We start from the raw sequence: 25,820 nt of genomic DNA, 5'->3' as shown, positions 1-25,820 counted from the left end.
TTATATCTATATTTTAGTAAGAAGTAACAATAAGATACTATTTTTGTTGAATGGTTTAAACAAAAAAGAAAAGAATTGAAATGAGTTTAATGCTGGATGAAAAACAATTAAAATACGATACTGCCTATTTAAGAATGGCTTTTGAGTGGGCAAAATTGTCACATTGCAAAAGAAAACAAGTTGGAGCTTTAATTGTAAAAGATAGAATGATTATTTCTGATGGTTATAACGGGACTCCTTCTGGGTTTGATAACTGTTGTGAAGACGAACATTTTGACACTAAGTGGATGGTTTTACATGCCGAGGCTAACGCTATTTTAAAAGTAGCAGCTTCTACACAATCTACCAACGGAGCTACCTTATACATTACACTATCACCTTGTAAAGATTGTAGCAAATTAATTCACCAATCGGGAATTAAAAGAGTAGTGTATGCAAATGAATATAAAGATACTACAGGGGTAGATTTTTTAAGAAAAGCTGGTGTAGAATTATTGAAAATAGAAATTGATGAAAGAAAATAACAACCTTCCTATTTTTATAGGATTGTCTATCGCTTTTGGTATTATTTTAGGAAGCTTTTTTAACATTAGAAATGTTGGAAAAATATACAACCCAAGTTATACAACAGAAGGAGGTAAATTAAGTTCAGTGCTTAAATACATAGAAAGTGAATATGTAGATGATGTAGATGCTGATAAAATTACAGAAGAATTAATTACAGATTTATTAGACAAATTAGACCCCCACTCTAGTTATTTATCTAAAGATGCACAGCAATATGCTAGAGAAACTATGGAGGGTAACTTTGTAGGAATTGGAGTGCAATTTGTAGTTAAAAAAGATACGGTTGTAGTGGTAAAAGTATTGCCAGATGGACCTAGTAAAAATGCAGGATTAAGAGCTGGAGATAGATTGTTAACAGCAGATAAAGATACCATTTACGGAAAAGGACTAAATTCTAACGACATTGTTAGTAAATTAAAAGGAATAGAAGACAGTCAGGTATTGGTAAAAGTATACAGACCTGGTGAATCAAGTTTGATAGATTTTAACATAACCAGAGGTAAAGTTGCTATAAAAAGTGTACCAGTTGCTTTTAAATTAACCCAAAATTTAGGGTATATAAAAGTAGACAGATTTGCCATGACTACATATGATGAATTTAAAACGGCTTTAGACAGTTTACAAAATAATGGAATTCAAGATTTGGTGTTAGATCTTAGAGGAAATCCTGGAGGATATATGCACATTGCAGACCAAATGGCAGATGAATTTTTAGCAGATGGTAAGTTAATAGTATACACAAAAAATAAAAAAGGACGTCAAAAAAATTCGGTAGCAACAAGTAAAGGTTCTTTTGAAAAAGGACATATTTATGTGTTGGTTGATGAAAATTCAGCATCGGCAAGCGAAATTGTTTCGGGAGCTTTACAAGACAATGACAGAGGTACCATTATTGGTCGTAGAACTTTTGGAAAAGGATTGGTACAACAAGAAATAGATTTTAATGATGGTTCTGCCATGCGTTTAACCATTGCCAGATATTACACTCCTACTGGTAGATCTATTCAAAAACCATACGGAAATAACAATTACGATGATGAAGTAGCAAGCAGATATAAAAGTGGAGAATTATTTTTTAGAGATAGTATTAAAGTAATAGATTCTTTAAAATATACCACTCCAAAAGGAAAGATTGTATATGGTGGTGGTGGTATTACTCCCGATGTATTTATTCCTTTAGACACAACCAATTCTAGTAATTATTACGAGTTAAATTTAATCAATAATTTTGTGTACAATTACGTAGATAAAAACAGAAAAGAATTATTAAAATACACAGATGCTAATTTTATAGAAGAATTTAAAATAACAGCTAGCATTTTAAAAGAATTTAAAAACTACATAGCTCCTTATAAATTTTCAAATCAAGAAATAGTAAAAGAACTTTTAAAAGAAAACTTTGCTACTACATTAACTAGCGATGAAGTTTATTTTAAGTTGATACAACTAAGAGATTCTTATATAGAAAAAGTAAAAATATTACATCAAAACGATTAAGTATTGAAGGCTAAAAAAATATATTTTGCTTCCGATCAACATTTTGGAGCTCCCAATGCAGAAAAAAGTTTACAACGCGAAAAAGTGTTTGTAAAGTGGTTAGATACCATAAAAAAAGATGCAGAAGCAATATTTTTATTAGGCGATTTATTTGATTTTTGGTTTGAATACAAACATGTTGTTCCTAAAGGATTTGTACGTGTTTTAGGAAAAATAGCAGAAATTAGAGATGCCGGAATTCCTATTTATTTTTTTGTAGGAAACCATGATTTATGGATGATCGACTATTTTGAAAAAGAATTAAACATTCCTGTTTATAGAGAACCTACAGAATTTACGTTACACAATAAAACTTTTTTAATTGGTCATGGAGATGGTTTAGGACCGGGTGATAAGGGTTACAAATTTCTAAAAAAAATTTTTGTAAACCCTTTGTCTAACTGGTTGTTTAAATGGTTACATCCAGATTTAGGAATGGGATTGGCAAAATATTTATCGGTAGAAAACAAAACCATTTCTGGAGCAGAAGATGTTCACTTTTTAGGAGAATACAAAGAGCATTTAATACTTTATTGCAAAGAAGTTTTAAAAGAAAAACACTACGATTATTTTGTGTTTGGTCATCGTCATTTACCCATGATTTTTGATTTACCACACAATTCCCAATATATCAACACAGGAGACTGGATTAGCTATTTTACTTACGGAGTATTAGAAAATGGTGTGTTTGATATTAAAGAATACAAATAGAAGACTACTTTTTAAAAACAATAAATCTAATCTAGATTTAGATACTGAAACACTAATATTTAGCGTACAATTTAGAGTAATAAAAGATGGAATTTTATTCTTTTACACTAAGAATGCCCTTTTATTTTCTAGTTCTATTTTAACTAAGAGTAATTTTTTTTTTAATTTTTATTATAATGTCTGATTGGGCTATTGATTTGTCCGAATGGGTTACTACTTTTTTTTTGAAGCGACTACTTTTGTTTTAGAACTTAATACTAATCTTAATAGTAGGTATTGGTTTAATAAACAATCATATAGATAAAAATATTTGTATAAAACTAGTATTATTTATATGTATAAAGGGGAGCTAAAAACTAAAAAAATGAAACAAAAATTACTTTTTAAACTATTGCTATTGTTTAGCATCATAAGCTTACAGGCACAAACATTTACGGCAGACGGTATTAATTATAACATTACCAATGAAGCTAACAAAACCGTAGAGGTTGGAGACAATACTTCTTACTATAAATATGTTAATAATCTTGATCGATTTGGAAGTTTTTTTAGAGGATATAGTGTAAATATACCGAGTACTGTTGCTAATGGAGGAACTACTTATACAGTAACTAGTATTGGAGTAGGTGCATTTAAGGATTGTGGAGATATGACAAGTTTAACGATTCCTAATACGGTAACAACAATTAAAGAATATGCTTTTTATAAGCAATCAGCTTTAACAAGTTTAACCATTCCAAATTCTGTAATAAGTATTGGAGACTTTGCTTTTGAAGGAGGAGGAGGAGGAATCAGAAGTTCTTTAATATCTTCGATAGATAACTCTTCCTCTATAAGATCATTAACATTAGGTAGTTCCTTAAAAACGATTGGTATTTCTGCGTTTAAAAATTGTCATCGTTTAGAAAGCATAACCATTCCAGATTCTGTTACAGACATAGGGGCTTCTGCTTTTGAAACTTCTAATTCCCTACATTTTAGGTATAATAACTTAACCAGTTTAACATTAGGAAACTCAGTAATAAATATTGGGGCTGCTGCGTTTAAGGGTTGTACTAATTTAACAAGTTTAACCATTCCAAATTCCGTAATTAGTATTGGAGCTTCTGCTTTTGAAGCCGTTAAGGATCATATTTTTATTGGTGAAGAATCTAGTTTAAAATTAACCACATTAATTTTAGGGAATTCAATAACGAGTATTGGAGACAATGCTTTTAGAGGTTGTACTAATTTAACAAGTTTAACCATTCCAAATTCGGTAATAAGCATTGGGGCTTCTGCATTTTCAACAATTAATGATTACGGTTTGTCTAGTAATAAGTCTTTAACTTTAACAAGTTTAACTTTAGGGAATTCATTAACAAGTATTGGAGCTTCCGCATTTAAAGGTTGTACCAATTTAACAAGTTTAACCATTCCAGATTCTGTAATAAGCATAGGAGATTCAGCATTTTCAACAACTAATTCTTCTAGTTATTCCAATAACAATAAACCTTTAAATTTAACAAGTTTAACCTTAGGGAGTTCATTAACAAGTATTGGTGCTAATGCATTTAAAGGTTGTATTAATTTAACAAGTTTAGTAATTCCAGACTCTGTAATAAGCATAGGTGACTCTGCATTTTCAACAACTAATTCATCTAGTTTATTTAATGACAGTAAACCTTTAAACTTAACAAGTTTAACCTTAGGGAATTCATTAACAAGTATTGGGGGTTCTGCATTTAAAGGGAGTAATAACTTAGTAAGCTTAATTATTCCAGATGCTGTTACAAGTATTGGAAACTATGCTTTTGAGATGGTGAATAAAGGAGATTATTTTACGGGAGATTATTCTTCAAGCTTAACCAAAGTAACGGTAAAGCTTAGAACTCCATTAAATATTAGTAATACTGTTTTTGCAAATGCAATACTTAATAATATAAATTTAAGTGTACCCGTTGGAACTGAGTCAGTATATGCTGGAGCAGCAGTTTGGCAAGATTTTAAAAACGGAGTAGATAGTGAAAACGTAAGTACGTTTTTTACGGATAATGGTGTTAATTATGTAGTTACAAACTCTGCTAAAAAAACAGTAGAAGTACATATTAATACTGCTTATAGTGGTGTAAGTTTAACCATTCCTAATACAGTTACAGATGCAAATTCTAATATTGAATATACAGTAACTAGTATTGGAACAGGAGCATTTTTAGGGAATACAACGGTAACCACTTTAACCATTCCAAACTCCATAAAAACAATAGGAGAAAATGCTTTTTCTAATTGTACAGGATTAACTACAGTAAGTTCTAAAATACTGAAACCTATAACTATCAATGCGAATGTTTTTGAAAATGTTGCTATAGAAAATGTAGATTTAAAAGTACTTGTTAATTCTAAAGACTTACATAAAGCGACACCAGTTTGGCAAGATTTTAAAACGATTACAGAAGACGAAAGTTTAAGTACACAATTTGCAGTTAATGGAATCAATTATATTGTAATTAACACAGTTGACAAGATAGTAGCTGTGGCAAAAAACACTGCTTATGTGGGAGCGGCTGTAATTCCTAGTACTGTTATAGATGAAAATTCTACTATTGAGTACACTGTAAATAGTATAGGAAATTCTGCTTTTTTAGATGATACTAATTTAACAGGAATAACATTGCCTGTTTCTGTAACTAGTATAGGAGACTCTGCATTTTCAGGATGTATAGGTTTAACAAATATAGTTTTTCCAGAAACAATAACAAGTATAGGAAATAATGCGTTTTCAGGATGTGTTGATTTATCTAGTATAGGGGTAAAAATGTCAACTCCTATTAGTATCAACAGTAGTGTTTTTAATAATGTTACTATTGGTGCTATAGATTTAAATGTTCCTATTGGAACCAAAGCATTGTATGAGGCAGCAGCTGTATGGCAAGATTTTAAAACGATTACAGAAGATGAAAGTTTAAGTCCACAATTTACAGTGGATGGAATTAAATATATTATTACTGATTCAGCTAATAAAAAAGTTAAAGTAGGAATTAATACAGGTTTTGTAGGGGTAGCAATAATTCCTAATAAAATTACAAATTCAGATACTTTTATAGAATATTCAGTAACTAGTATAGGAAAAAATGCATTTTCAGAAGCTAGTAGTTTAACAAGTATAACGATAGGAGATGCTATAACAAGTATTGAAAAAAATGCATTTAAAGAATCAGGGTTAACAGGAGATATTATTATTCCAAAGTCTGTAACTAGTATTGGAGAGTATGCATTTGCAGAATGTGTTGGTTTAACAAGTATAGAGCTTTCTGAATCTTTAACCAGTATTGAAACTTACACTTTTAGTGGTTGTACGGGATTAACAAATATTGTGCTTCCAGAATCTCTAACAAGTCTTAAAGATTTTTCTTTTGATTCTTGTACAGGATTAACAAGTGTAAGTGTAAAAATGTTTACACCAACAAGTATTAACCCTGCTGTGTTTAATAATGTTGATATAGCTGAAATAGAGTTAAAAATACCTTATACAACTAAAGCTTTGTACCAGGTAGCAGCTGTTTGGAAAGATTTTAAAAGTATAATAGAAGACGAAAGTTTAAGTACGTTATTTACGGTTGATAACATCAATTATATTGTAACAAGTAAAACAAATAAAACAGCAATAGTAGGAAATAATAGATCTTATACTGGAGCTGCAAACATTCCTAACTCTGTTACAGATACTGATAGTAGTATTGAATATACTGTAACAGGTATTGCAGATTATGCTTTTGTAGGAAACAAAGATTTAACTAATTTAACAATAGGTGACTCTATAAAAACCATTGGTTTGGGAGCTTTTTATACATCAGGATTAAGCGGAGATTTAATTCTTCCAAATTCTATAGTAAAAATAGGAGAAGCTGCTTTTTCAGAGTGCAATGGATTAACAAGTCTTGTTCTTTCAGAATCTTTAACAAATATAGAAAATTATGCTTTTTATGGTTGTTCAGGTTTAACAACTTTAGCCATTCCAAATGCAGTAATAAATATTGGAGACTATGCTTTTGTTGAGACTAGTAATTTAACCAATCTAACATTAGGTACTTCTATAGCTACTATAGGAAAAGGAGCTTTTTATAAATCAGGACTGTCAGGTAGTTTAACATTACCAGAGTCTATAACTAGTATTGGAGATGCTGCTTTTTCAGAATGTAGTGGTTTAACAGCTATTAACATTCCACAAGCTATTACAAGTGTTCAGCCGTATGTTTTTTATGGGTGTTCAGGTTTAACAAGTATTAATATTCCAGATACGGTAACAACTATTGGTAGTAATGCTTTTTATGGTTGTTCAAGTTTAACAACTTTAAATATTCCAGATGCAGTAACAAGTATAGGAGATTATGCCTTTGTGGAAACTAGTAATTTAACCAGTCTAACACTAGGTAGTTCAATAACAGCTATAGGAACAGGAACTTTTTATAAATCAGGATTGTCAGGTGATTTAACGTTACCAGAGTCTTTAACTACTATTGGAGAAGCTGCTTTTTCGGAATGTAGTGCTCTAACAAGTATTAATATTCCAGAAGCAATAAAGAGTATTGGATCTTATACTTTTTACAATTGTAATAGTTTAACCTCTCTTACCATTCCGGGTATGGTGGCTGCTATTGGAACAAATGCTTTCACGCTTTGTACAGGTTTAACTAGTTTAAAGGTAAAAAATCCAACACCAGTAATTATTAATACTGCTGTTTTTAGCAATGTTACTTTAGCGAATATAGCTTTAAAAGTTCCAGGAGGAGCCAAAGCATTGTATGAGGCAGCATCAGTATGGCAAGATTTTAAAAGTATTGAAGAAGATGATAATTTAAACACAAAATTTACTGTTGACGGTCTTGTTTATAGTATTGTAGATTCTGCTAATAATACGGTAGCAGTAGCAGATAATACTAATTATACTCAAATAACAGTTAAAATTCCAGAAAAAGTAACAGACCCAAGTACAGACATTTCGTACAAAGTAACAGCCATCACAAAGAATGCTTTTAAAGACAATACTAATATTGCCTATCTTGACATCTCAGAAGCTGTTGGATTAGAAACAATTGGAGAAGCTGCATTTTCAGGATGTACACAATTATCTGGGGTTTTAAGTATTCCTAGTTTGGTTACAAGTATTGGAGAGCGTGCTTTTTCAGGCTGTGTTGCTATTACTAGTGTTGCCGTAAGAAACCCAGTGCCAGTGTCTATAGAATCAAATGTTTTTGAAGGACTTACACTAAGTACTGTTGATTTAAATGTTCCTAATGCAACGGCTAAAACAGCATATGAGTTAGCTTTAGTTTGGCAAGATTTTAAGACTATTTCAGTACCAGAATTTACCGTTGGAGGTCTTATTTATACAATTGTGGATCCTATCAATCATACCGTAGAAGTAGGAGATAATACTTCTTTTGCAGACTCAATGGTTAGCATTCCAGATTCGGTAACCGACCCTAACACAACGACCAACCAAGGTGGTGGAGATGGTATTGATGATGGTGGCTTTGGAGGTGATGGTGGCTTTGGAGACGGAGGTTACGATGACGGAGGTCTTGGTGATGTTGGAGGAGGTAACGAAGGAGGTGTTACTTACAATGTTGTAGGTATTTCTAAAAATGCTTTTAAAAACAATACCACGATTACAGTTCTTGATGTATCAGCAGCAGCAAGTTTAAAAACGATTGGAGCGGCTGCTTTTTCAGGTTGTACAGAATTAACAGGAGCGTTAAGTTTTCCTAGTTTAGTAACAACTATTGAAGCCTCTGCTTTTTTAAATTGTAGTAAATTAACTGGAGAATTAACGCTTCCAAATACCTTAAATACTATAGGAGATGCTGCCTTTAAAAACTGTACAGGTTTTACAAGCGTAACAGCAAAAAATCCAATACCCGTAAGTATCAATGCTACTGTTTTTGAAGGATTAACTTTAAGTAACATTACGTTAAATGTTTCTAGTGGCTCTGCAATATCTGCTTATTCAACTGCAGCTGTTTGGAAAGATTTTAATCCTATAGTAGCACCCATATTTATGTTTGAGAGTATTACTTATAAGGTTACAGATTTAGCGAATAAAACGGTAGAATTAGGAGATAATATTGAATATGCAGGAACAACAGTTACCATTCCTAGTACGGTTACTGATGGTAAAACGACTTATAAAGTAACTAGTATTGCAGACAAAGCCTTTAGACAAAACAGCAATATTATAAGTGTTGATTTATCAGGAGCAACTTATTTAGAAACAATAGGTCAAGAGTCCTTTTCAGGTTGTACCAACTTATTAACGGTAACGCTTCCAAATTCAGTAACCAATTTAGATGATTTTGCCTTTGGAGGTTCTAGTAGTTTAACAAGTATTATTCTTCCAGACTCAGTAACAAGTATAGGGAATGGTGTTTTTTCTAGTTGTACTAGTTTAACCACAGCTGTTATAGGAAATTCATTAACAGATCTTAAATCCTCTAATTTTAATAACTGTAGTAGTTTAGTGAGTGTTACCATTGGTAGTGCAGTTACTAGTATTGGATCCTATACTTTTTCTGGTTGTAGTAGTTTAAAAAATGTTATTGTAAAAAACACAACACCAATTGCAGGTCTTAATTCTAATGTTTTTAATAGTCTTACATTAGAGAATATAACATTAAAAGTACCTAATATTGCATCAAAAGAACTTTATGAGGTAGCAAGTGTTTGGCAAGATTTTAGAATTTGTGTGTCATTTACAGCAAACAATCTTGATTTTAATATTACAGATGAAACTACTAATAATGTAGAGTTAGGTTTTAATAGTCTCCATACAGGTTCTGTTACAGTTCCTGCTACAGTTACTTTTAATGGTAATGTTTATAAGGTAACTGCTATTGCAAACGATGCTTTTAAAGATAATACCGATATTACAAGTATAGATTTATCAGGAGCTACTAATTTAAAAACAATAGGGGCATCAGCTTTTAAAAATGCGACCAATTTAAAAACAGTGCTTATTCCAGATACAGTAACTAGTATTGGAGAAAGTGCTTTTGCAGACACTACTAGTTTAGAAGTTGTTACTTTTGGTGAACAAAACAAAGAGACTTCATCATCTAAAATTACGAATCAATACAGTAGGGTAAACAAAACTACTACAGAAACTAGTAATTCTTTAACAAGTATTGGTGACTACGCTTTTTCTTCTAGTGGTTTGGTTAGTATTACAATTCCAGAAGCAGTAATAAGTATTGGAGAAGGGGCTTTTGCAAATTGTAACAAATTAGAAACAATTATTGTTGAAAACCCAAACCCTGTAGATATTAGCGGTAAAAATGTTTTTGAGGGACTTACATTAAATAACATAACCTTAAAAACACCTAGTACATCTGCTAAAGACACGTATCAATTAGCTGAAGTTTGGAAAGATTTTAAAACTACTGAGGAGGATACTTTGAATACTGATAACAATACAATTAATAAAGAAATTAGTGTTAAAATTACAAGTAACCAAATTGAGATTATAGGTAACACTACTGTAACGGTAAACAGAATAACAGTAATAACTAATTTAGGAAGATTGTATTCAACAGTTGTTAATAACAATCAAGTTAATATAACAACATTAGAAAACGGAGTTTATCTAATTAAAATAGAAACGAATAAAGGAACTATTTTAAAAAGGTTTATAAAACAATAGAGAAGAACTAATACAAATTATAAGAATCCCATTTAGTGACAACTAAATGGGATTTTTTTATAAAAGTTAGTTTTATAGATAATTTTAAGCTAGAGTGATTTTATTGTTTAAAATATCATCAAGGTGTCTGATTAGGCTATTGATTTGTCTGAATGGTCTATTGCTTTTTTTTTGAAGAGACTACTTTTGTTTTAATACTTAATATAAATTTTAAGTAAGGTATTAGTTTACTAATTCATAAGAGGTTTGTTAAACGGGTGTTTAATATGAAAAATAATAGTACAAATAAACATCATAGTAAAATACGGCCTTTTCAAGTTGTTAATTTAATCGTTTAAGTCTTTTCAGTATGTTTAAAAAAAGTGATCCAAATTCGTTTTCTGTTTATTATAAGCTACCAGACCCAGATAATAAAACAAACATATTAGGCTATTTAGTTGTAGATTATAGAGTAAGCAAATATGACAATATACAAGCTAAAGAATTTAATTCTGTAAATAAATTTTCAAATAGACAGTTTGTATTACACTCTACACAAAGAATAGTTATTACAAATAACTTAAGTATTACTTCAAGTAACCAAAAAAACTCTTATAAGAACTACCCCACTCTAGTTAAAACATTTATTGATATTAATAATAGAGATAACGTAGTTAGTAGATCGCAATTTTTAGATTACACTTCTAAAAAAGTAAAGACAAAAGTAAAGCAATCTGGTTCAGTAGAATTCATCGATGATGGTATTTCTGAGACAGGGTTTTCTATTTATAAAAATCAGAATGTATTAAACTCTAATTTAATGAGTGTTATAGATTTAGAAGCACATGGAGTTGCAGATTCATTAAATGAAGAGACTAATCGTGTTTTTGCAGAAGAACATCCGTGGGGTGTAATTAAATCAAAAACAAAAAACACCACTCTAAATAATAAGAAAAAACACAAGTTAATTGCCCCAACAGATACTAATACTCATCTTTTTGATGTAGGTAACCTAGTGCCTCCTTCTCAGTCTTTATTGTTTGGATCTAATTTTGTTAGGATGGGTACATGGTTAATTTCACTTAAAAACTCGGCATCAGACGAAATAGAAATTATGCATAATATTTTTTATAGCAAAGCATCACATTTTATTGAAAATAAGGAAATAAATATTTACGCTGAAAAACAACCTATTTTATTGCAAAAAAAAGACAATATAGATTTAACTACTACAATTAATTTACCAATAATGGCATTAGATGTTATAGTTTCATCTAGCCCGATCGTTAATTTTATCTCTAATAAATTTACAACACTTCCTATTAGTGCACCGTTTAAAATAGCTTCTTCTTGTAATACTTTATTAATGGAAGATAATACTACTTATAACGGAGGAAAATATCCAACTCCTGCTCTTTTTAGTGTGGTAGAAACTTCATTAGTGGCAAAGTTTTCAGAAACAAACAAAGTATTAAATCTAAACATTTACTTTAAAGTGGCAGATGTAGTAAACGATTACCAATTATGTATAAAACACTGTAAAATAGGGAATAAATCTATTAAGTTGACTTTTACATTTAACAACAATAGGGATAATGACATTGTCAAATTTGTAAATGTAACAAAGGATAAAGGAGGTAAAAAAAACATTTTGTCTTTTGCTTTAAGAAACCAAAATCATGCTTCAAATTATCATGATTATTTACAATTAGGCTTAAACTCTATTCAGATAAGGATAGAACCTGCTGATGAAACTTTAATTAAAGATTGTGAATATCAAATTAGTGCTATTTCTATTGAAAAAAAATAAAAAGTAAAGATAAAAATAGTATTTAAGCAACATAAGGTTAAATACCTAACTCATATTCTTTTAAAAATTTATACTGTTGTTATTTACAGTATTTTTAGACTTCAAATATTTTAAGTATGAAGTTTTTTTTTCAGAGTCTTTTTTTCATTTTTCTATTTTGTTTAACGGTAACATCTTGTTCGGATACTAAAAAACCCATCAAAAGTAAAACAGATATTAAGGTAGACAGTCTTTTAAAATTAATGTCTTTAGAAGAAAAAGTGGGTCAAATGACTCAGTTAACGTTAAACAAAGTTTTTAGAACAAAAGAAATTACAGAACATACGGTAATTCCTAAAAAAAATCTTGAAAATAGTATTGTAAAATACAATATTGGTTCTGTGTTAAATTCTGTGAACCATGCTTTAGAAGCAGGTGCTTGGAGAAATGTAATTACCCAATTACAAAATGCTACAAAAAAGACACCACATAATATTCCTGTTTTGTATGGAATAGATGCTATTCACGGAGCAGGTTATACTTTAAATGCAACCCTATTTCCTCATAATATAGGAATGGCAGCTACTAGAAATGATGCCTTGGTAAAACAAGCTGCACAAATTACCGCTAAAGAAGTTAGAGCTTCTGGAATCCGTTGGAATTTTGATCCTGTTTTAGATGTGGGTCGTCAGCAATTGTGGTCTCGTTTTCCAGAAACGTTTGGAGAAGATGTTACTTTGGTTACAAATATGGGAATAGAAACCATTAAAGGTTACGAGGGAGATGATTTAAAATCTGTGAATAGCGTAGCTTCTTGCATGAAGCATTTTGTTGGATATTCTGCCCCAAAATCTGGAAAAGATAGAACTCCTGCTTATTTATCAGATATTGAATTGTGGGAATATTACTTACCTCAATTTAAAGCGGCTGTAAATGCAGGTGCTGCAACTATTATGATCAATTCGGGAACCCTAAACGGTGTGCCAGGTCATGCAAACGAATATTTATTAAAAACAGTATTAAGAGATCAGTTTAAATTTAAAGGAGTCGCTGTTTCAGACTGGGAAGACATAATTAGATTACACACCAAACACAAGATTGCCAAAACCCCAAAAGAAGCTGTTAAAATAGCTGTAAATGCCGGAATAGATATGTCTATGGTTCCTTCAAACTACTCTTTTTATCATTTGTTGATAGAATTGGTAAATGCCGGAGAAGTTTCTATGCAAAGAATTGATGAGGCTGTAGGTAGAATTTTAAAATTAAAGTTTGACCTAGGTTTGTTTGACAATCCTTATCCAGAAAAAGAAGCTATTGATTTATTTGGACAAGAATCGTATAAAAATGCAGCCTTAGAGGCGGCTAGAGAATCTGTTACGTTGTTAAAAAACACAGATCATATTTTGCCTTTATCAAAAAATAAAAAAGTATTGGTAATGGGGCCTGGGGCAAATTCTCATGCATGCTTAAATGGTTGTTGGTCTTATACTTGGCAAGGACAACGAGAAGATTTATATCCTGAACAAGAAGTAACCATTGTACAGGCAATTCAAGAAAAAATAGGAACTAAAAACGTAATTGATGGTTCTTTTTCAGATTTTAAAAATCCAAAGAATTTTAAGACAGATTTAATAAATAAAAATGCTAAAAATGCAGATTATATTGTGTTGTGTTTGGGAGAAAACGCATATGCAGAATCTCCAGGAAGTATAGATGATTTGACCTTAGATGCCAATCAAATAGAATTGGCCAAAGCAGCTATAGAAACGGGAAAACCTGTAATTTTAGTAATGACAGAAGGAAGACCAAGAATTGTAAGTTCTTTTGTAGATAATATTGCAGGTGTTTTACAAGCTTATTGGCCAGGAAGTCAGGGAGCCAATGCGATAGCTGATGTGTTGTTTGGAGATTACAACCCTAACGGAATATTACCCTACACCTACCCTAGAGCTACAGGAGATCTTTTAACTTACGATCATAAATTTTCGGAAACTCATAAAGATTTAAAAGGAAATAAACCTGCTGTTTTTTACCCTCAATGGGAATTTGGTTTTGGTCTAAGTTATACAACGTTTAGTTTTGGAGAAATTCAAGTATCATCTAAAGAAATTCAAGGAAATGAAACTATAAAAATTTCTATATCTGTAACAAATTCAGGAAAAAGAGATGGAAAAAAAGCGATAGAATTATATTCTAAAGATGAATATGCTAGCATTGCTCCTAGTGTAAAAAGACTTAGAAAGTATAAAAAAATAGCACTAAAAGCAGGAGAAACCAAAACGGTTACATTTCAATTAAATGCCAAAGATATGTCTTTTGTAAATCAGCAATTACAAAGAGTTACAGAACCTGGAAATTTTAGATTAATAATTGGAAATAAACAAACCGTAATTAACTATGTAAAATAATTTCTTATTATTGTGATATCAAAAAAGTCAAGATTATTTCTTGACTTTTTTTGTTTTTAAAAATTCTGTCAAATTTACATAATTGCAATCAATATTGTATTTTGGTACACAAATTGATTGCAAACAACTGTATTAAGAATAAAACCTTATAAATAATGGAAGTAGACGTAAGAGCTATCAGCGAAAAAATCGAAAGAGAAAGTGCATTTGTGGATTTGTTATCCCTAGAAATGAACAAAGTTATTGTAGGTCAAAAACACATGATTGACCGGTTGTTGATTGGATTGTTAGGAAACGGACATATTTTATTAGAAGGAGTTCCAGGATTGGCAAAAACATTAGCTATTAATACACTTGCAAAGGCGGTGGATGGAGCTTTTAGTCGTATTCAGTTTACTCCAGATTTATTGCCTGCCGATGTTGTAGGAACGATGATTTATAACATGAAAGAAAATGATTTTTCTATTAAGAAAGGTCCAATTTTCGCAAATTTTGTATTGGCAGATGAAATTAACCGTGCTCCTGCAAAAGTGCAATCAGCATTGTTAGAAGCCATGCAAGAACGTCAAATAACCATTGGTGATGAAACCTTTAAATTAGACGAACCTTTCTTGGTAATGGCAACTCAAAACCCAGTAGATCAAGAAGGAACTTATACGCTGCCAGAAGCACAAGTAGACCGTTTTATGTTAAAAGTAGTAATTGATTATCCTAAGTTAGAAGAGGAGCAATTAATTATGAGAGCAAACTTATCTGGAGCTTATGAAAAAGTAAATCCTGTGGTTTCTTTAGAGCAAATTATAAATGCTCGTAAAGTTGTTCAAGAGGTTTACATGGATGAAAAAATCGAGAAATATATTCTTGACTTAATCTTTGCAACTCGTTATCCAGAAAAATATGGATTGGCAAACTTAAAACCATTAATTTCTTTTGGAGCCTCTCCTCGTGGTAGTATTTCATTAGCCAAAGCCGCTAAATGTCACGCTTTTATCAAACGTAGAGGGTATGTAATTCCAGAAGATGTAAGAGCTGTTGTGTTAGATATTTTACGTCATCGTATAGGAATTACGTATGAAGCTGAAGCAGAAAATGTAACTGCAGAAGATATTGTTAACCAAATAGTAAACGTAGTAGAAGTACCTTAGTTTAGTACAGAGTATATAGTATTAAGTACATAGATTAAAAAGTACTTAATATTTATACTACTCATATTTGACTTAATACTTTGTACTTAATACTCATTACTAAAAAAACATGGATACCAAAGAAATCTTAAAAAAAGTAAGAAAAATAGAAATCAAGACACGTCGTTTGTCTGATCATATTTTTTCAGGAGAATATCACAGTTCTTTTAAAGGACGTGGTATGACTTTTAGCGAGGTAAAGCAATATCAGTTTGGTGATGATATCCGTAGCATAGATTGGAATGTAACCGCTCGTTACAATGAGCCTTATGTAAAAGTTTTTGAAGAAGAACGAGAACTAACCATGATGTTGATGGTGGATATTAGTGGTTCTGGAAATTTTGGGACTCAAGAACAATTTAAAAGAGCAACACTTACCGAAATTGCAGCAACACTAGCTTTTTCGGCTATTCAAAATAATGATAAAGTAGGTTTGTTATTGTTTTCTGACGCTATAGAATTGTACATTCCGCCCAAAAAAGGAAAAAGTCACGTACTACGAATCATTAGAGAGATGATTGAATTTGAACCTAAAAGTCAAAAAACAAACATTAACGAAGCTTTAAAATACATGTCTAACGTCATGAGAAAAAAAGCCATTGTTTTTGTTTTGTCCGATTTTATGGATGATGGTTATGAACATACCTTAAAAATTTTAGGAAATAAACACGATGTTACCGGAGTAAGAGTTTATGATCAATTTGATGAAACATTGCCAAAATTAGGATTGGTTCCTATGTTAGATTCCGAAAGCGGAGAAACTGTTTTGGTAAATACATCATCTAAAAAGGTTCGTACCCATTACGAAAAACAGTTCTACACCTGGAAAGAAAATTTTGAAACTGCTTTTAAAAAGAGTGGTGCAGGAGTCTTAAGTTGTAGAACGGAAGAGAATTACGCAAAAAAATTATTGACATACTTTAAACAACGAGGATAATATGAAGTATTTCATTACTAGTATTTGTTGCATATTTAGTGTAGTTATTATGGCTCAAACAGAACCATCTATCACTATAAAAGTAGATACTACCCATATTAAAATAGGAGAACAATTAACGTATAGTATTCAAGTTCCAAAAGGAAAACAAGTAACGTTTACCAAATTAGAATTGGAAGGTTTAGAGGTAGCCGAGGATTTACCAGCGGATACAGTAAACAATAAAATTTTAAAAAAGTACTTAATTACAGGTTTTGATAGTGGTTCTTTTTATATTAAAAAACAACAAGTTTTTTTAGATGCCAAAGCCTATTTTACAGATTCTTTATTGATAAATGTAGCCACCGTGGCTGTAGATACTACTAAATTGGCTCCTTATTACAAAACCAAAGGGCAAGAAACAGAAAGTTATACGTTTGGAGAAGTTTGGTATCGCTATCAAAATTACGTATACATTCTTTTGGGAATTGCTTTGTTTATAGTTGCCTTGTACTTTTTATTCCGTAAAAAAGAAGAAAAAGAAGAGGTTGTTATTCCTAAAATCCCACCATATATAGCTGCAACCAAAGAATTAAAACAATTAGAAGAAAAAGAATTGTGGCAAAATAATCAGATAAAAGAATACTACTCTGAGTTAACAGATATTGTAAGAAAATATATTGGAGATGAATTGTTTGTTCAGGCCTTAGAAACTACCACAGAAGAATTGATGGATTTATTAAAAGGAGAAAACAAACAACAAAAATTAGGATTAGATAAAGATATTTTAGAAAAACTAGAAGGTCTTTTGTCACAAGCAGATTTTGTAAAATTTGCCAAACAAAAACCACTAGAAAGAGATATCAAAGGGCATAAATACGATGCTGAAGCGGTGATAGAAACCATTCATAAAATTGTAACCTCTAAAAAGACGGTAAAAGAAAATGAAGTACAGTAATTTTGAATTTACAAACCCATTGTTTTTATGGGGATTAATCATTATACCCTTGTTAGCGGCATGGTTATATGTCAGCAGAAATAGAAATCAAGCAAAATTATCTGTTTCCTCTGTTAAATCCATTCAAAAATCAGGGCTTTATACATATTTGTACCGTGGTTTGTGGGCATTTAGATTGTTAGCACTTACTTTGTTAATAGTGGCATTGGCAAGACCTAGAAATGTTGCAGTTACAACCAAAAACAAAAAAAATAAGGGAATAGATATTGTAATGGCAACCGATGTTTCTGGATCTATGTTGGCAAAAGATTTAAAGCCAAATAGATTAGAAGCATTAAAAGATGTTGCAGAAAAATTTGTAGACAAACGTCCTAACGATAGAATTGGTGTGGTATTGTATGCGGGAGAAAGTTATACCAAAACTCCCATTACAAGCGATAAATCAATTGTAAAAAGAACCATTGCAAGTATAGAGTATGGAGGTATAGAAGATGGTACCGCTATAGGTATGGGTTTGGGTGCTGCTGTAAACAGATTAAAAGATAGCAAAGCCAAAAGTAAAGTAATTATTTTGTTAACAGATGGTGTAAACACAGCAGGATCTGTAGACCCTAAGCTCGCTACAGAATTGGCAAAAGGAGTTGGTGTTAAAGTATATACAATTGGTATTGGTACTAACGGAATGGCAGAAATGCCTTATGCTAAAGACTATCAGGGTAGATTGTTATACAAACCAATGCAAGTAGAAATAGATGAAAAATTATTAACATACATAGCAGAAGAAACAGGTGGTAAATATTTTAGAGCAACCTCTAACACCAAGTTAAAAACTATTTATGATGAAATTGATAAGTTAGAAAAAACAGAAATAGAAGAGTTTAAATATTACAATTACCAAGAGCTGTATAGAAATTTAGTTTTAGCAGCATTGGCTTTATTGGCCTTAGAGTATTTGTTAAAAAACACTTTATTTAAAAGTTTTATATAGTTATGCAAAGATTAGAAGAACCTATATATTTTTATGCCCTTGCATTACTTCCATTTTTATTGGTGGTTTTGCTATACAAATTTTGGTGGCAAAAACGCACACAAAAAGCTTTTGCAAATGCTGGGTTATTACAAAAATTAGCTCCAGATTTCTCGGTATACAAAGCCACAATAAAGTATGTGTTTTTAGCTTTGGCAATTGCAAGTTTGGTAATTGCGTTGGTCAACCCAAAAATAGGAACAAAGCTAGAAACTGTTAAAAGAGAAGGGGTAGATATTGTGTTTGCTTTAGATGTTTCTAAAAGTATGCTGTCAGAAGACATTGCACCCAACCGATTGGAAAAAGCAAAACAAATTATTCTAAAAACCATTGATCAACTAGGGAGCGATAGAATTGGAATTATTATTTATGCAGGTAATTCTTATCCTTTATTGCCTATTACTACAGATCATGCAGCAGCTAAGTTGTTTTTAAAAAATGCAACACCAGATATGGTTTCTAGTCAAGGAACAGCTATTAATGAAGCATTAAGTTCTGCTAAAAATTACTACAATAATCAAGAACAAACCAATAAATATTTAGTGATTTTGTCTGACGGAGAAGATCATGAAGAAAACACCATTGAAAAAGCAAAAGAATTAGCTGACGAAGGAATAAAAGTTATTACCATTGGAGTTGGAACCGAAAAAGGAGGTGTAATTCCAGACATGATTAACGGTTATAAAAAAGGCTTAAAAAAAGATAAAAATGGAGAAGTTGTAATTACCCAAAGGCATGCTCAGGTTTTACAAGAAATAGCGGAAAGTGCTAGTGGTTTTTATGTAGATGGAAACAGAACAGCTATGTCGGTAAATAAAATTATAGATGTGTTGTCTAAAGCTAAAAAAACAGAATTTGAAACCAAACAATTTTCAGATTATAAAAGTCAATTCCAATGGTTTATTGGACTAGGGGTTTTGTGGTTATTGTTAGATTTGTTTGTTTTTGAAAAGAAAACAAAATGGGTGAAAAGTGTGAATTTGTTTAATGAAAATGAAAAGTAGAATGAAACAAATACTATCCTTATTTATAGTTTTAGTTACGTGTATAACTTTCGGTCAAGATTTGCCAAAAGAAAAATTATACGAAGCAAAAAAACAATTACGAAGCGGAAACAACGCGTACGAGAAGAAGAATTATGCAGATGCTGCTATTGCTTATCAAAAAAGTTTGGCAGAAGATGGTACCTATTATAAAGGAGCTTATAATTTAGGAAATTCTTACTTTAATCAAAAAAAGTACAAAGAAGCAATAGAGCAATACCAATTGGCAAATAAACTGGCCAAAAATAAAGGTGATAAAGCCAAAACGAATGAGTTGATAGGAGATTCTTTTAAAAAACAAAAAGAGTTAGAAAAGGCTCTAGAATCGTACAAACAAGCGTTGTTAAAAAATCCTAAAGACGATATTTTACGTCAAAAATTTATTGCTGCTAAAAAGCAAAAAGAAGATCAAGACAAGCAGAACAAAGACAATAAAGATAACAAGGACAACAAAGACGATAAAAATAAAGATAAGAACAAAGATAAAAACGATAAGGGAGACGATAAAGATAATAAGGACGACAAAGGAGATAAAGATAGTGACAAAAAAGACAAAAAAGACAACAAAGACGGAGACAAGAAGGATGATAAAGAAAATGAAGACAAAAAAGATCAAAATTCTGATAAAAAGGATGGAGATAAAGGAGATGATAAGAAAGATGAACAACAACCTGGTCAGCCAAAAGAGTCTAAATTATCCCCGCAACAAATGGAGCAGTTGTTAGAGTCTATGAGTAATGAAGAGCAAAAAACACAGAAAAAAGTAAATGCTCAAAAAGTAAAAGCAAAAACGAACAAAAATGAAAAAGACTGGTAATACATTTTTATTCAAAACACTAAACTTGTTTTTGTTTTTCATCAGTGTTAATTTAATAGCACAGGTAAATTTAACGGCAAGGGTTAGTAAAAAAACATTAGGAGAAAATCAACGATTTAGGTTAGAGTATACTATCAATAATCAAGAAGCAGATGATTTTCAATTGCCAAATTTTAAAGATTTTAAAGTTGTACAAGGACCTAGTCAGTCGGTTAGTAATTCTTATACTTTTATAAACGGTAAGGCACAAAGTAATTTTACCAAAACCTTTACCTATATGTTAGAGCCTAAAAGAAAAGGAACGTTTACGTTGCCTGCTGCTAGTATAGAGTACAAAGGAAAAAAAATAAGATCTAATACAATTACCATTCAGGTAGTAGATGCTATAGATTTGCCAAAAGATCCTAATGACCCTAATTATATTGCAAGTCAGAACGTAAAAATGGTCACCACCATTTCTAACGAAAATCCATATGTTGGAGAACCTGTTTATGTAGAATATAGATTGTATGTAAATCAAATGGCGATTAATGGGTTTAATGTAGATACACCACCAAATTACGAAGGATTTTGGAGTCAGACTTTAGAAAATGATAAACCACAATTTAAAGACGGAACCTACAAAGGAGAGCCGTGGCAATATGCTACGTTACATAAAGTATTATTAATTCCGCAAAGATCAGGTTCTTTATCTGTAAACTCTATGGCTGCAGATTTAACGATTGGAGTTCCTACAGGAAGAGGAGACTTTTTTGGAAATATGATTACCCGTAACGTCAATCAAAAACTAACATCTGCACAAAGAAACATACAAGTAAAAGCATTGCCTTTAGAGGGTAAGCCTTTAGACTTTTCTGGTGCTGTTGGTGATTATAATTATGCTGTAAATACGAGTAGAGCTGTTTTTAAAGCCAATGAATCTGCACAAGTAAAAGTAAAAGTATCAGGTAACGGAAACGTAAAGTTGTTTGAAATACCATCCATAAAAACACCTAAAGAATTAGAAGTTTACGATCCAGAACGAAAAGAAAATGTTGAGGTTACGACAATTGGTTTAAAAGGAAGTATAGAGAATGCTTATACAATAGTTCCGCAATACAAAGGAAAATTTATAATTCCGGCTACTTCATTTTCATATTTTAATCCTAAAGAAGAAAAATACCACACCATAACTTCTAATGAAATTGTATTAGATGTTACGGAGGGAAAAGAGCTAATTACGGCACCCTCTACAGATTATACAAATGGAGCTATAAAACAAGTGATTGGTAAAAGCGATCAGAATTTTAGATATATACAAACTAATACGGTACTAGAAACCATAAATAAAGAAGATTTTTATGTATCCAAACTGTTTTATATTTTACTGTTATTGCCATTAATTATTTTGCCTTTAGGAGTTTTTGCTTCTAAAAAACAAAGAGAGTTAAGTAAAGATATTAGCAGAAATAAACTAAAACAAGCAGATAAATTAACCAAAAAGTATTTAGCAAGTGCTAAAAAAGAGTTGGGTAGTAAAGAAACTTTTTACAGCTCTTTAGAAAAAGCATTACACAACTATTTAAAGGCAAAACTAAGAGTAGAGACTACAGATATTAGCAAAGATAAAATTGCAGAAATATTAAAAGAAAAAGGAGTTTCAGATGAAATCATTCATCAATTTACCAATGTGTTTGCTGCTTGTGAGTTTGCAAGATATGCACCGTCTTCTGATACTAAAATGAAAGAAGATTTTGAAAAAGCAAAACAAGCAATCACTTTAATTGATAAAAACTTATAAAACCTAAGAGATGAAAAATTTTATAATTGGAATTTTTGCAATGTTCATTAGTTTTGTGAGTGCTCAAGAATCACAAAACGTATTTAAAGAGGCAAACAACTACTATCGGGCAGAAGATTACACAAAGGCCATTAAATCGTATAAAGCCATTTTAGAGCAAGGTTTAGAGTCTTCAGAAGTGTATTTTAACTTGGGTAATGCATACTACAAAACCAATAAAATGGCAGAAGCTATTTATAGTTTTGAAAAAGCATTGGTTTTAAATCCATCTAACCAAGATGCCAAAACAAACTTAGCATATGCTAACCGTAGTATTATAGATAGTATAAAAACAATCCCAAAATCTACCTTAGATAAATTTAACGATAATGTATTAGCATTATTATCATACAACACATGGGCTAAAATCGCGGTAGCTTCTTCTTTGCTAGCAGGTTTGGTTTGGATGTTCTTTTTCTTTAGTACTCAACCAGGAGTAAAAAAGATGTTTTTTACGTTAGGAGTTATTATAAGTATTACCTGTTTTATAGGGTTAGGTGTAGCATCTCAACAATATATAAAAACTAAGAATACGGTATATGCCATTGTGTTTTCCGATGAAGTTTCTGTTAAAAATGCACCCAGAAATAGTGCTTTAGAAATTTTTTCCTTGCACCAAGGAACCAAACTAAAGGTTTTAGATAAAGTAGGAAATTGGCATAAAGTTAAAATTGCAGATGGTCAGGTAGGCTGGATTCCTAAAGAAAGCATTAAGGCTTTTTAAAAACTATTTAGTATATTTGAAACACTTAATGTTACTTACCCCAAAGTAATTTTTTAGACAAAATACCCTTATAATCAATGCTATGATTAGGATTTAATAAATTTGTAGATAGAATATCTATGAGATAAACTAATACGTTTAAATTTTAATTTATGATACACGGATTTAGAAATGAAGAATGGAAAGAAATTAAGTTTGATAGTAAAATAGATCCATTAGAAAAATGGAAAATTTCTAATTTTGGAAGAGTTTTAAACTGCAAAGAAGAAGAAGAAAAACTACATACCAAAAACTTAATTAATGGGTATCCTGCAGTTCCAGTAAGACAATTGGTTAATAGAAAAAAAACAAGTCGCTTTGTGCACAAAATAGTAGCTGAACATTTTTTAGAAAAAGAAGAAGAAGATAAATATGTTATTCATTTAGATTATGATAAACTAAACAATCATGTGTCTAATTTAAAATGGGCTACTAAAAGAGAAAAAGAATTACATCAGTTTAAAAACCCTGTGTTTATAGAAGCTGTAAAGAATAAAAAAGTAAACTATAAGTTAGATGAAGGGAAGGTGAAAATCATCAAACGAAAATTAGCAAGTACCAAAAGTAGCACAAGATTAAAAATGATTGCAAAGCAGTTTGGAGTGTCAGACATGCAAATTCACAGAATTAAAACAGGTGAAAATTGGGGACATGTAAAAATTGATTAATTAGGTAAAATCAATTTTATATACAGCTAAAATAGGTACAAAACAAAACCCCGATTCTAAATAAATAGAATCGGGGTTTGTTATGCTATAAAGTTTAAATTAACTCGCTTTGTGAACATGAACATCCATCTGTGGAAAAGGAATATTCAATCCAACTTTGTTAAATTCGTTATATACTTTTGCGTTTGTATCAAAATAAACTCCCCAGTAATCTGCAGAATTTACCCAAGCTCTAACTGCAAAATTTACAGAACTATCTGCCAATGCAACAACCTCTACAAAAGGTTCAGCAGGATCGTTAATAATTCTAGAATCAGCCTTTAAAATAGCCATTAAAACTTCTTTACCTTGCTCAATACTATCTCCGTATCCAATTCCAAAAGTAAAGTCTACTCTACGCTTAGGTTCTGTAGAATAGTTAACCATAGATGAGTTAGATAACCCTCCGTTAGGAATAATAATCGTTTTGTTATCTGGAGTTTTTAAAATAGTATTAAAAATTTGAATTTCTTTAACACCACCAGTGTGTCCTTGTGCTTCAATAACATCACCTACTTTAAAAGGCTTAAAGATTAAAATCATAACTCCACCAGCAAAATTTTGTAAAGTACCAGATAAAGCCATACCTACAGCCAAACCAGCAGCTCCTAAAATAGCAATAAAAGAAGTCATTTCAATTCCTAAAGTAGATAATACAGTAATTACTAAAACTACTTTTAATAAAGAACCTACCAAGCTTTGTAAGAAAGGTCTTAAAGATGGATCAGTTTTGCTCTTTTCAAGCATTTTACTAAAACCTTTTATGATAGCTCCAATAATAAATCCTCCAATAATCCAAACGGCAATAGCAGAAACAAGCTTTAATCCGTATAATGTAATGTATTCAGAACCTTTTTCTGATACTGTTTCCATGATGTTGTTAAAATCCATAGTTTTATGTTTAGTTTTTTAAAAAATCAAATATAATTATTTTAAATAGGAATAACCTATGTTATTTTGCTAAATAAAATTGTAATTTTCTTATTTTTAGGCATATAAACAAATGTATAGATGAAAGTTGTTATTACGGGAGGAACGGGTTTGGTAGGTCAATATTTACAAAGGGAATTATTGGCTTTAGGGTATCAGGTTGTTGTGTTGACCCGAAGAAATAAAACATCAACAACAAAAGGTCTTTCTTACGCGGTTTGGGATATTGATAAAAAGACTATAGACACAGAAGTTGTTTGTAGTGCAAATTTTATCATACACCTTGCGGGAGCCAATATTGCAGATGGTAGATGGACAAAAAAACAAAAACAAATAATTATTGATAGCCGAGTAAAATCAGCAAGTTTACTTTTTGATACGTTACAAAATAACAAACACAACGTTTCTACCTTTATTTCCGCTTCTGGAGCAGATTGTTATGGGGTAAAAACTACTGATCAAATTTTTAAAGAATCGGATTCTTTTGGAACTGATTTTTTAGCAAATGTTTGTGAACAATGGGAGGGAGCTGCGAATCAATTTCAGGATTTGGGAATTAGAACGGTTTGTTTGCGAACGGGAATTGTTTTTGCAAAAGAAGATTCTGCTTTGCAAAAAATAGAAAAACCTATTCGTTTAGGAATAGGTTCTCCATTAGGATTGGGAAATCAAGTTATGTCTTTTATACACATTAAAGATTTAGTTGCTATGTACATTCAAGCCATTCAGAATTTAAAAATGGAAGGAGCATACAATGCTGTCGCTGATAATAATACCAATAGTACGGTTACCAAATTAATAGCTTCTGTTTTAAAAAAGCCTCTATTTATGCCTAACGTCCCTAGTTTTGTGTTAAAACTATTGTTTGGAAAAATGGCTTCTATTTTATTAGAAGGTAGCGCTGTAAACAATTCTAAAATTAAATCAATAGGTTTTACTTTTACATACCCAGATTTAGCGACTATCTTAAAAGATGTATTGACTAAATAGC

Annotated in this window: 17 protein-coding genes; 16 read left to right on the top strand and 1 reads right to left on the bottom strand. The window is 31.1% G+C overall.

Annotation, left to right across the window (positions count from 1 at the left end; translation table 11 throughout):
• Positions 1-89: 89 nt before the first annotated feature.
• The 15 genes from FHR24_RS01400 to FHR24_RS01330 all read left to right on the top strand — a co-directional run bounded on the left by FHR24_RS01400 (position 90) and on the right by FHR24_RS01330 (position 23,860).
• Positions 90-524: a deoxycytidylate deaminase gene (locus FHR24_RS01400; RefSeq protein WP_167186849.1), complete on the top strand. Its 435-nt coding sequence runs from the start codon at positions 90-92 to the stop codon at positions 522-524.
• Positions 511-2,064 (top strand): S41 family peptidase, encoded by a 1,554-nt coding sequence (locus FHR24_RS01395; protein ID WP_167182777.1) that lies wholly within the window; start codon positions 511-513, stop codon positions 2,062-2,064. The genes FHR24_RS01400 and FHR24_RS01395 overlap by 14 nt, the downstream gene beginning before the upstream one ends.
• A 3-nt stretch (positions 2,065-2,067) precedes the next feature.
• The gene (locus FHR24_RS01390; RefSeq protein WP_167182774.1) at positions 2,068-2,814 is read left to right on the top strand and encodes a UDP-2,3-diacylglucosamine diphosphatase; all 747 of its coding nucleotides are present in this window, start codon (positions 2,068-2,070) and stop codon (positions 2,812-2,814) included.
• A 364-nt stretch (positions 2,815-3,178) separates the two neighbouring features.
• The gene (locus FHR24_RS01385; RefSeq protein WP_167182771.1) at positions 3,179-10,489 is read left to right on the top strand and encodes a leucine-rich repeat protein; all 7,311 of its coding nucleotides are present in this window, start codon (positions 3,179-3,181) and stop codon (positions 10,487-10,489) included.
• A gap of 349 nt (positions 10,490-10,838) precedes the next feature.
• Positions 10,839-12,278 carry a hypothetical protein gene (locus tag FHR24_RS01380; protein ID WP_167182768.1) on the top strand — a complete coding sequence of 480 codons (1,440 nt, stop codon included), beginning with the start codon at positions 10,839-10,841 and terminating at the stop codon, positions 12,276-12,278.
• 116 nt (positions 12,279-12,394) lie between these two features.
• Complete coding sequence (locus FHR24_RS01375; protein WP_167182766.1) at positions 12,395-14,665, top strand: glycoside hydrolase family 3 N-terminal domain-containing protein; 2,271 nt, start codon at positions 12,395-12,397, stop codon at positions 14,663-14,665.
• Between the two features lie 155 nt (positions 14,666-14,820).
• Complete coding sequence (locus FHR24_RS01370) at positions 14,821-15,810, top strand: AAA family ATPase (RefSeq protein ID WP_167182764.1); 990 nt, start codon at positions 14,821-14,823, stop codon at positions 15,808-15,810.
• A gap of 109 nt (positions 15,811-15,919) precedes the next feature.
• Positions 15,920-16,786 carry a DUF58 domain-containing protein gene (locus FHR24_RS01365; RefSeq protein WP_167182762.1) on the top strand — a complete coding sequence of 289 codons (867 nt, stop codon included), beginning with the start codon at positions 15,920-15,922 and terminating at the stop codon, positions 16,784-16,786.
• Between the two features lies 1 nt (position 16,787).
• The gene (locus FHR24_RS01360) at positions 16,788-17,723 is read left to right on the top strand and encodes a hypothetical protein (protein ID WP_167182760.1); all 936 of its coding nucleotides are present in this window, start codon (positions 16,788-16,790) and stop codon (positions 17,721-17,723) included.
• Positions 17,710-18,711: a vWA domain-containing protein gene (locus FHR24_RS01355; protein ID WP_167182758.1), complete on the top strand. Its 1,002-nt coding sequence runs from the start codon at positions 17,710-17,712 to the stop codon at positions 18,709-18,711. The genes FHR24_RS01360 and FHR24_RS01355 overlap by 14 nt, the downstream gene beginning before the upstream one ends.
• A gap of 2 nt (positions 18,712-18,713) precedes the next feature.
• Positions 18,714-19,754, top strand: coding sequence for a VWA domain-containing protein (locus tag FHR24_RS01350; protein WP_167182756.1), 1,041 nt, complete (start codon positions 18,714-18,716; stop codon positions 19,752-19,754).
• A gap of 1 nt (position 19,755) precedes the next feature.
• A complete protein-coding gene (locus FHR24_RS01345) occupies positions 19,756-20,610 on the top strand; it encodes a tetratricopeptide repeat protein (RefSeq protein WP_167182755.1) in 855 nt (284 codons plus the stop codon).
• A complete protein-coding gene (locus FHR24_RS01340; RefSeq protein ID WP_167182753.1) occupies positions 20,594-22,390 on the top strand; it encodes a BatD family protein in 1,797 nt (598 codons plus the stop codon). The genes FHR24_RS01345 and FHR24_RS01340 overlap by 17 nt, the downstream gene beginning before the upstream one ends.
• A gap of 10 nt (positions 22,391-22,400) precedes the next feature.
• On the top strand, positions 22,401-23,153 hold the full coding sequence (locus FHR24_RS01335; protein WP_167182751.1) for a tetratricopeptide repeat protein: 753 nt from the start codon (positions 22,401-22,403) through the stop codon (positions 23,151-23,153).
• 152 nt (positions 23,154-23,305) lie between these two features.
• Entirely contained in the window at positions 23,306-23,860 is a 555-nt protein-coding gene (locus tag FHR24_RS01330; protein ID WP_167182748.1) for an HNH endonuclease, read from the top strand.
• Between the two features lie 99 nt (positions 23,861-23,959).
• On the opposite strand, the gene FHR24_RS01325 is transcribed toward FHR24_RS01330, so the two are convergent.
• Positions 23,960-24,790 carry a mechanosensitive ion channel family protein gene (locus FHR24_RS01325; RefSeq protein WP_167182745.1) on the bottom strand — a complete coding sequence of 277 codons (831 nt, stop codon included), beginning with the start codon at positions 24,788-24,790 and terminating at the stop codon, positions 23,960-23,962.
• A 120-nt stretch (positions 24,791-24,910) separates the two neighbouring features.
• Between FHR24_RS01325 and FHR24_RS01320 the strand changes: the two genes are divergently transcribed.
• Entirely contained in the window at positions 24,911-25,819 is a 909-nt protein-coding gene (locus FHR24_RS01320) for a TIGR01777 family oxidoreductase (RefSeq protein WP_167182742.1), read from the top strand.
• The last annotated feature ends 1 nt before the right edge of the window (position 25,820 follow it).

The sequence above is a fragment of the Wenyingzhuangia heitensis genome, assembly GCF_011762155.1.
Lineage (GTDB): Bacteria > Bacteroidota > Bacteroidia > Flavobacteriales > Flavobacteriaceae > Wenyingzhuangia > Wenyingzhuangia heitensis.
Note: the sequence above shows the minus strand (reverse complement) of the source record. Positions and strands in the feature narration are given on the sequence as shown.

Bases quoted from the DNA above. Each gene is read 5' to 3' on its own strand.
- FHR24_RS01400 (WP_167186849.1), top strand. From the start codon at position 90: ATGCTGGATGAAAAACAATTAAAATACGATACTGCCTATTTAAGAATG.
- FHR24_RS01395 (WP_167182777.1), top strand. From the start codon at position 511: ATGAAAGAAAATAACAACCTTCCTATTTTTATAGGATTGTCTATCGCT.
- FHR24_RS01385 (WP_167182771.1), top strand. From the start codon at position 3,179: ATGAAACAAAAATTACTTTTTAAACTATTGCTATTGTTTAGCATCATA.
- FHR24_RS01380 (WP_167182768.1), top strand. From the start codon at position 10,839: ATGTTTAAAAAAAGTGATCCAAATTCGTTTTCTGTTTATTATAAGCTA.
- FHR24_RS01375 (WP_167182766.1), top strand. From the start codon at position 12,395: ATGAAGTTTTTTTTTCAGAGTCTTTTTTTCATTTTTCTATTTTGTTTA.
- FHR24_RS01370 (WP_167182764.1), top strand. From the start codon at position 14,821: ATGGAAGTAGACGTAAGAGCTATCAGCGAAAAAATCGAAAGAGAAAGT.
- FHR24_RS01365 (WP_167182762.1), top strand. From the start codon at position 15,920: ATGGATACCAAAGAAATCTTAAAAAAAGTAAGAAAAATAGAAATCAAG.
- FHR24_RS01360 (WP_167182760.1), top strand. From the start codon at position 16,788: ATGAAGTATTTCATTACTAGTATTTGTTGCATATTTAGTGTAGTTATT.
- FHR24_RS01355 (WP_167182758.1), top strand. From the start codon at position 17,710: ATGAAGTACAGTAATTTTGAATTTACAAACCCATTGTTTTTATGGGGA.
- FHR24_RS01350 (WP_167182756.1), top strand. From the start codon at position 18,714: ATGCAAAGATTAGAAGAACCTATATATTTTTATGCCCTTGCATTACTT.
- FHR24_RS01345 (WP_167182755.1), top strand. From the start codon at position 19,756: ATGAAACAAATACTATCCTTATTTATAGTTTTAGTTACGTGTATAACT.
- FHR24_RS01340 (WP_167182753.1), top strand. From the start codon at position 20,594: ATGAAAAAGACTGGTAATACATTTTTATTCAAAACACTAAACTTGTTT.
- FHR24_RS01335 (WP_167182751.1), top strand. From the start codon at position 22,401: ATGAAAAATTTTATAATTGGAATTTTTGCAATGTTCATTAGTTTTGTG.
- FHR24_RS01330 (WP_167182748.1), top strand. From the start codon at position 23,306: ATGATACACGGATTTAGAAATGAAGAATGGAAAGAAATTAAGTTTGAT.
- FHR24_RS01325 (WP_167182745.1), bottom strand. From the start codon at position 24,790: ATGGATTTTAACAACATCATGGAAACAGTATCAGAAAAAGGTTCTGAA.
- FHR24_RS01320 (WP_167182742.1), top strand. From the start codon at position 24,911: ATGAAAGTTGTTATTACGGGAGGAACGGGTTTGGTAGGTCAATATTTA.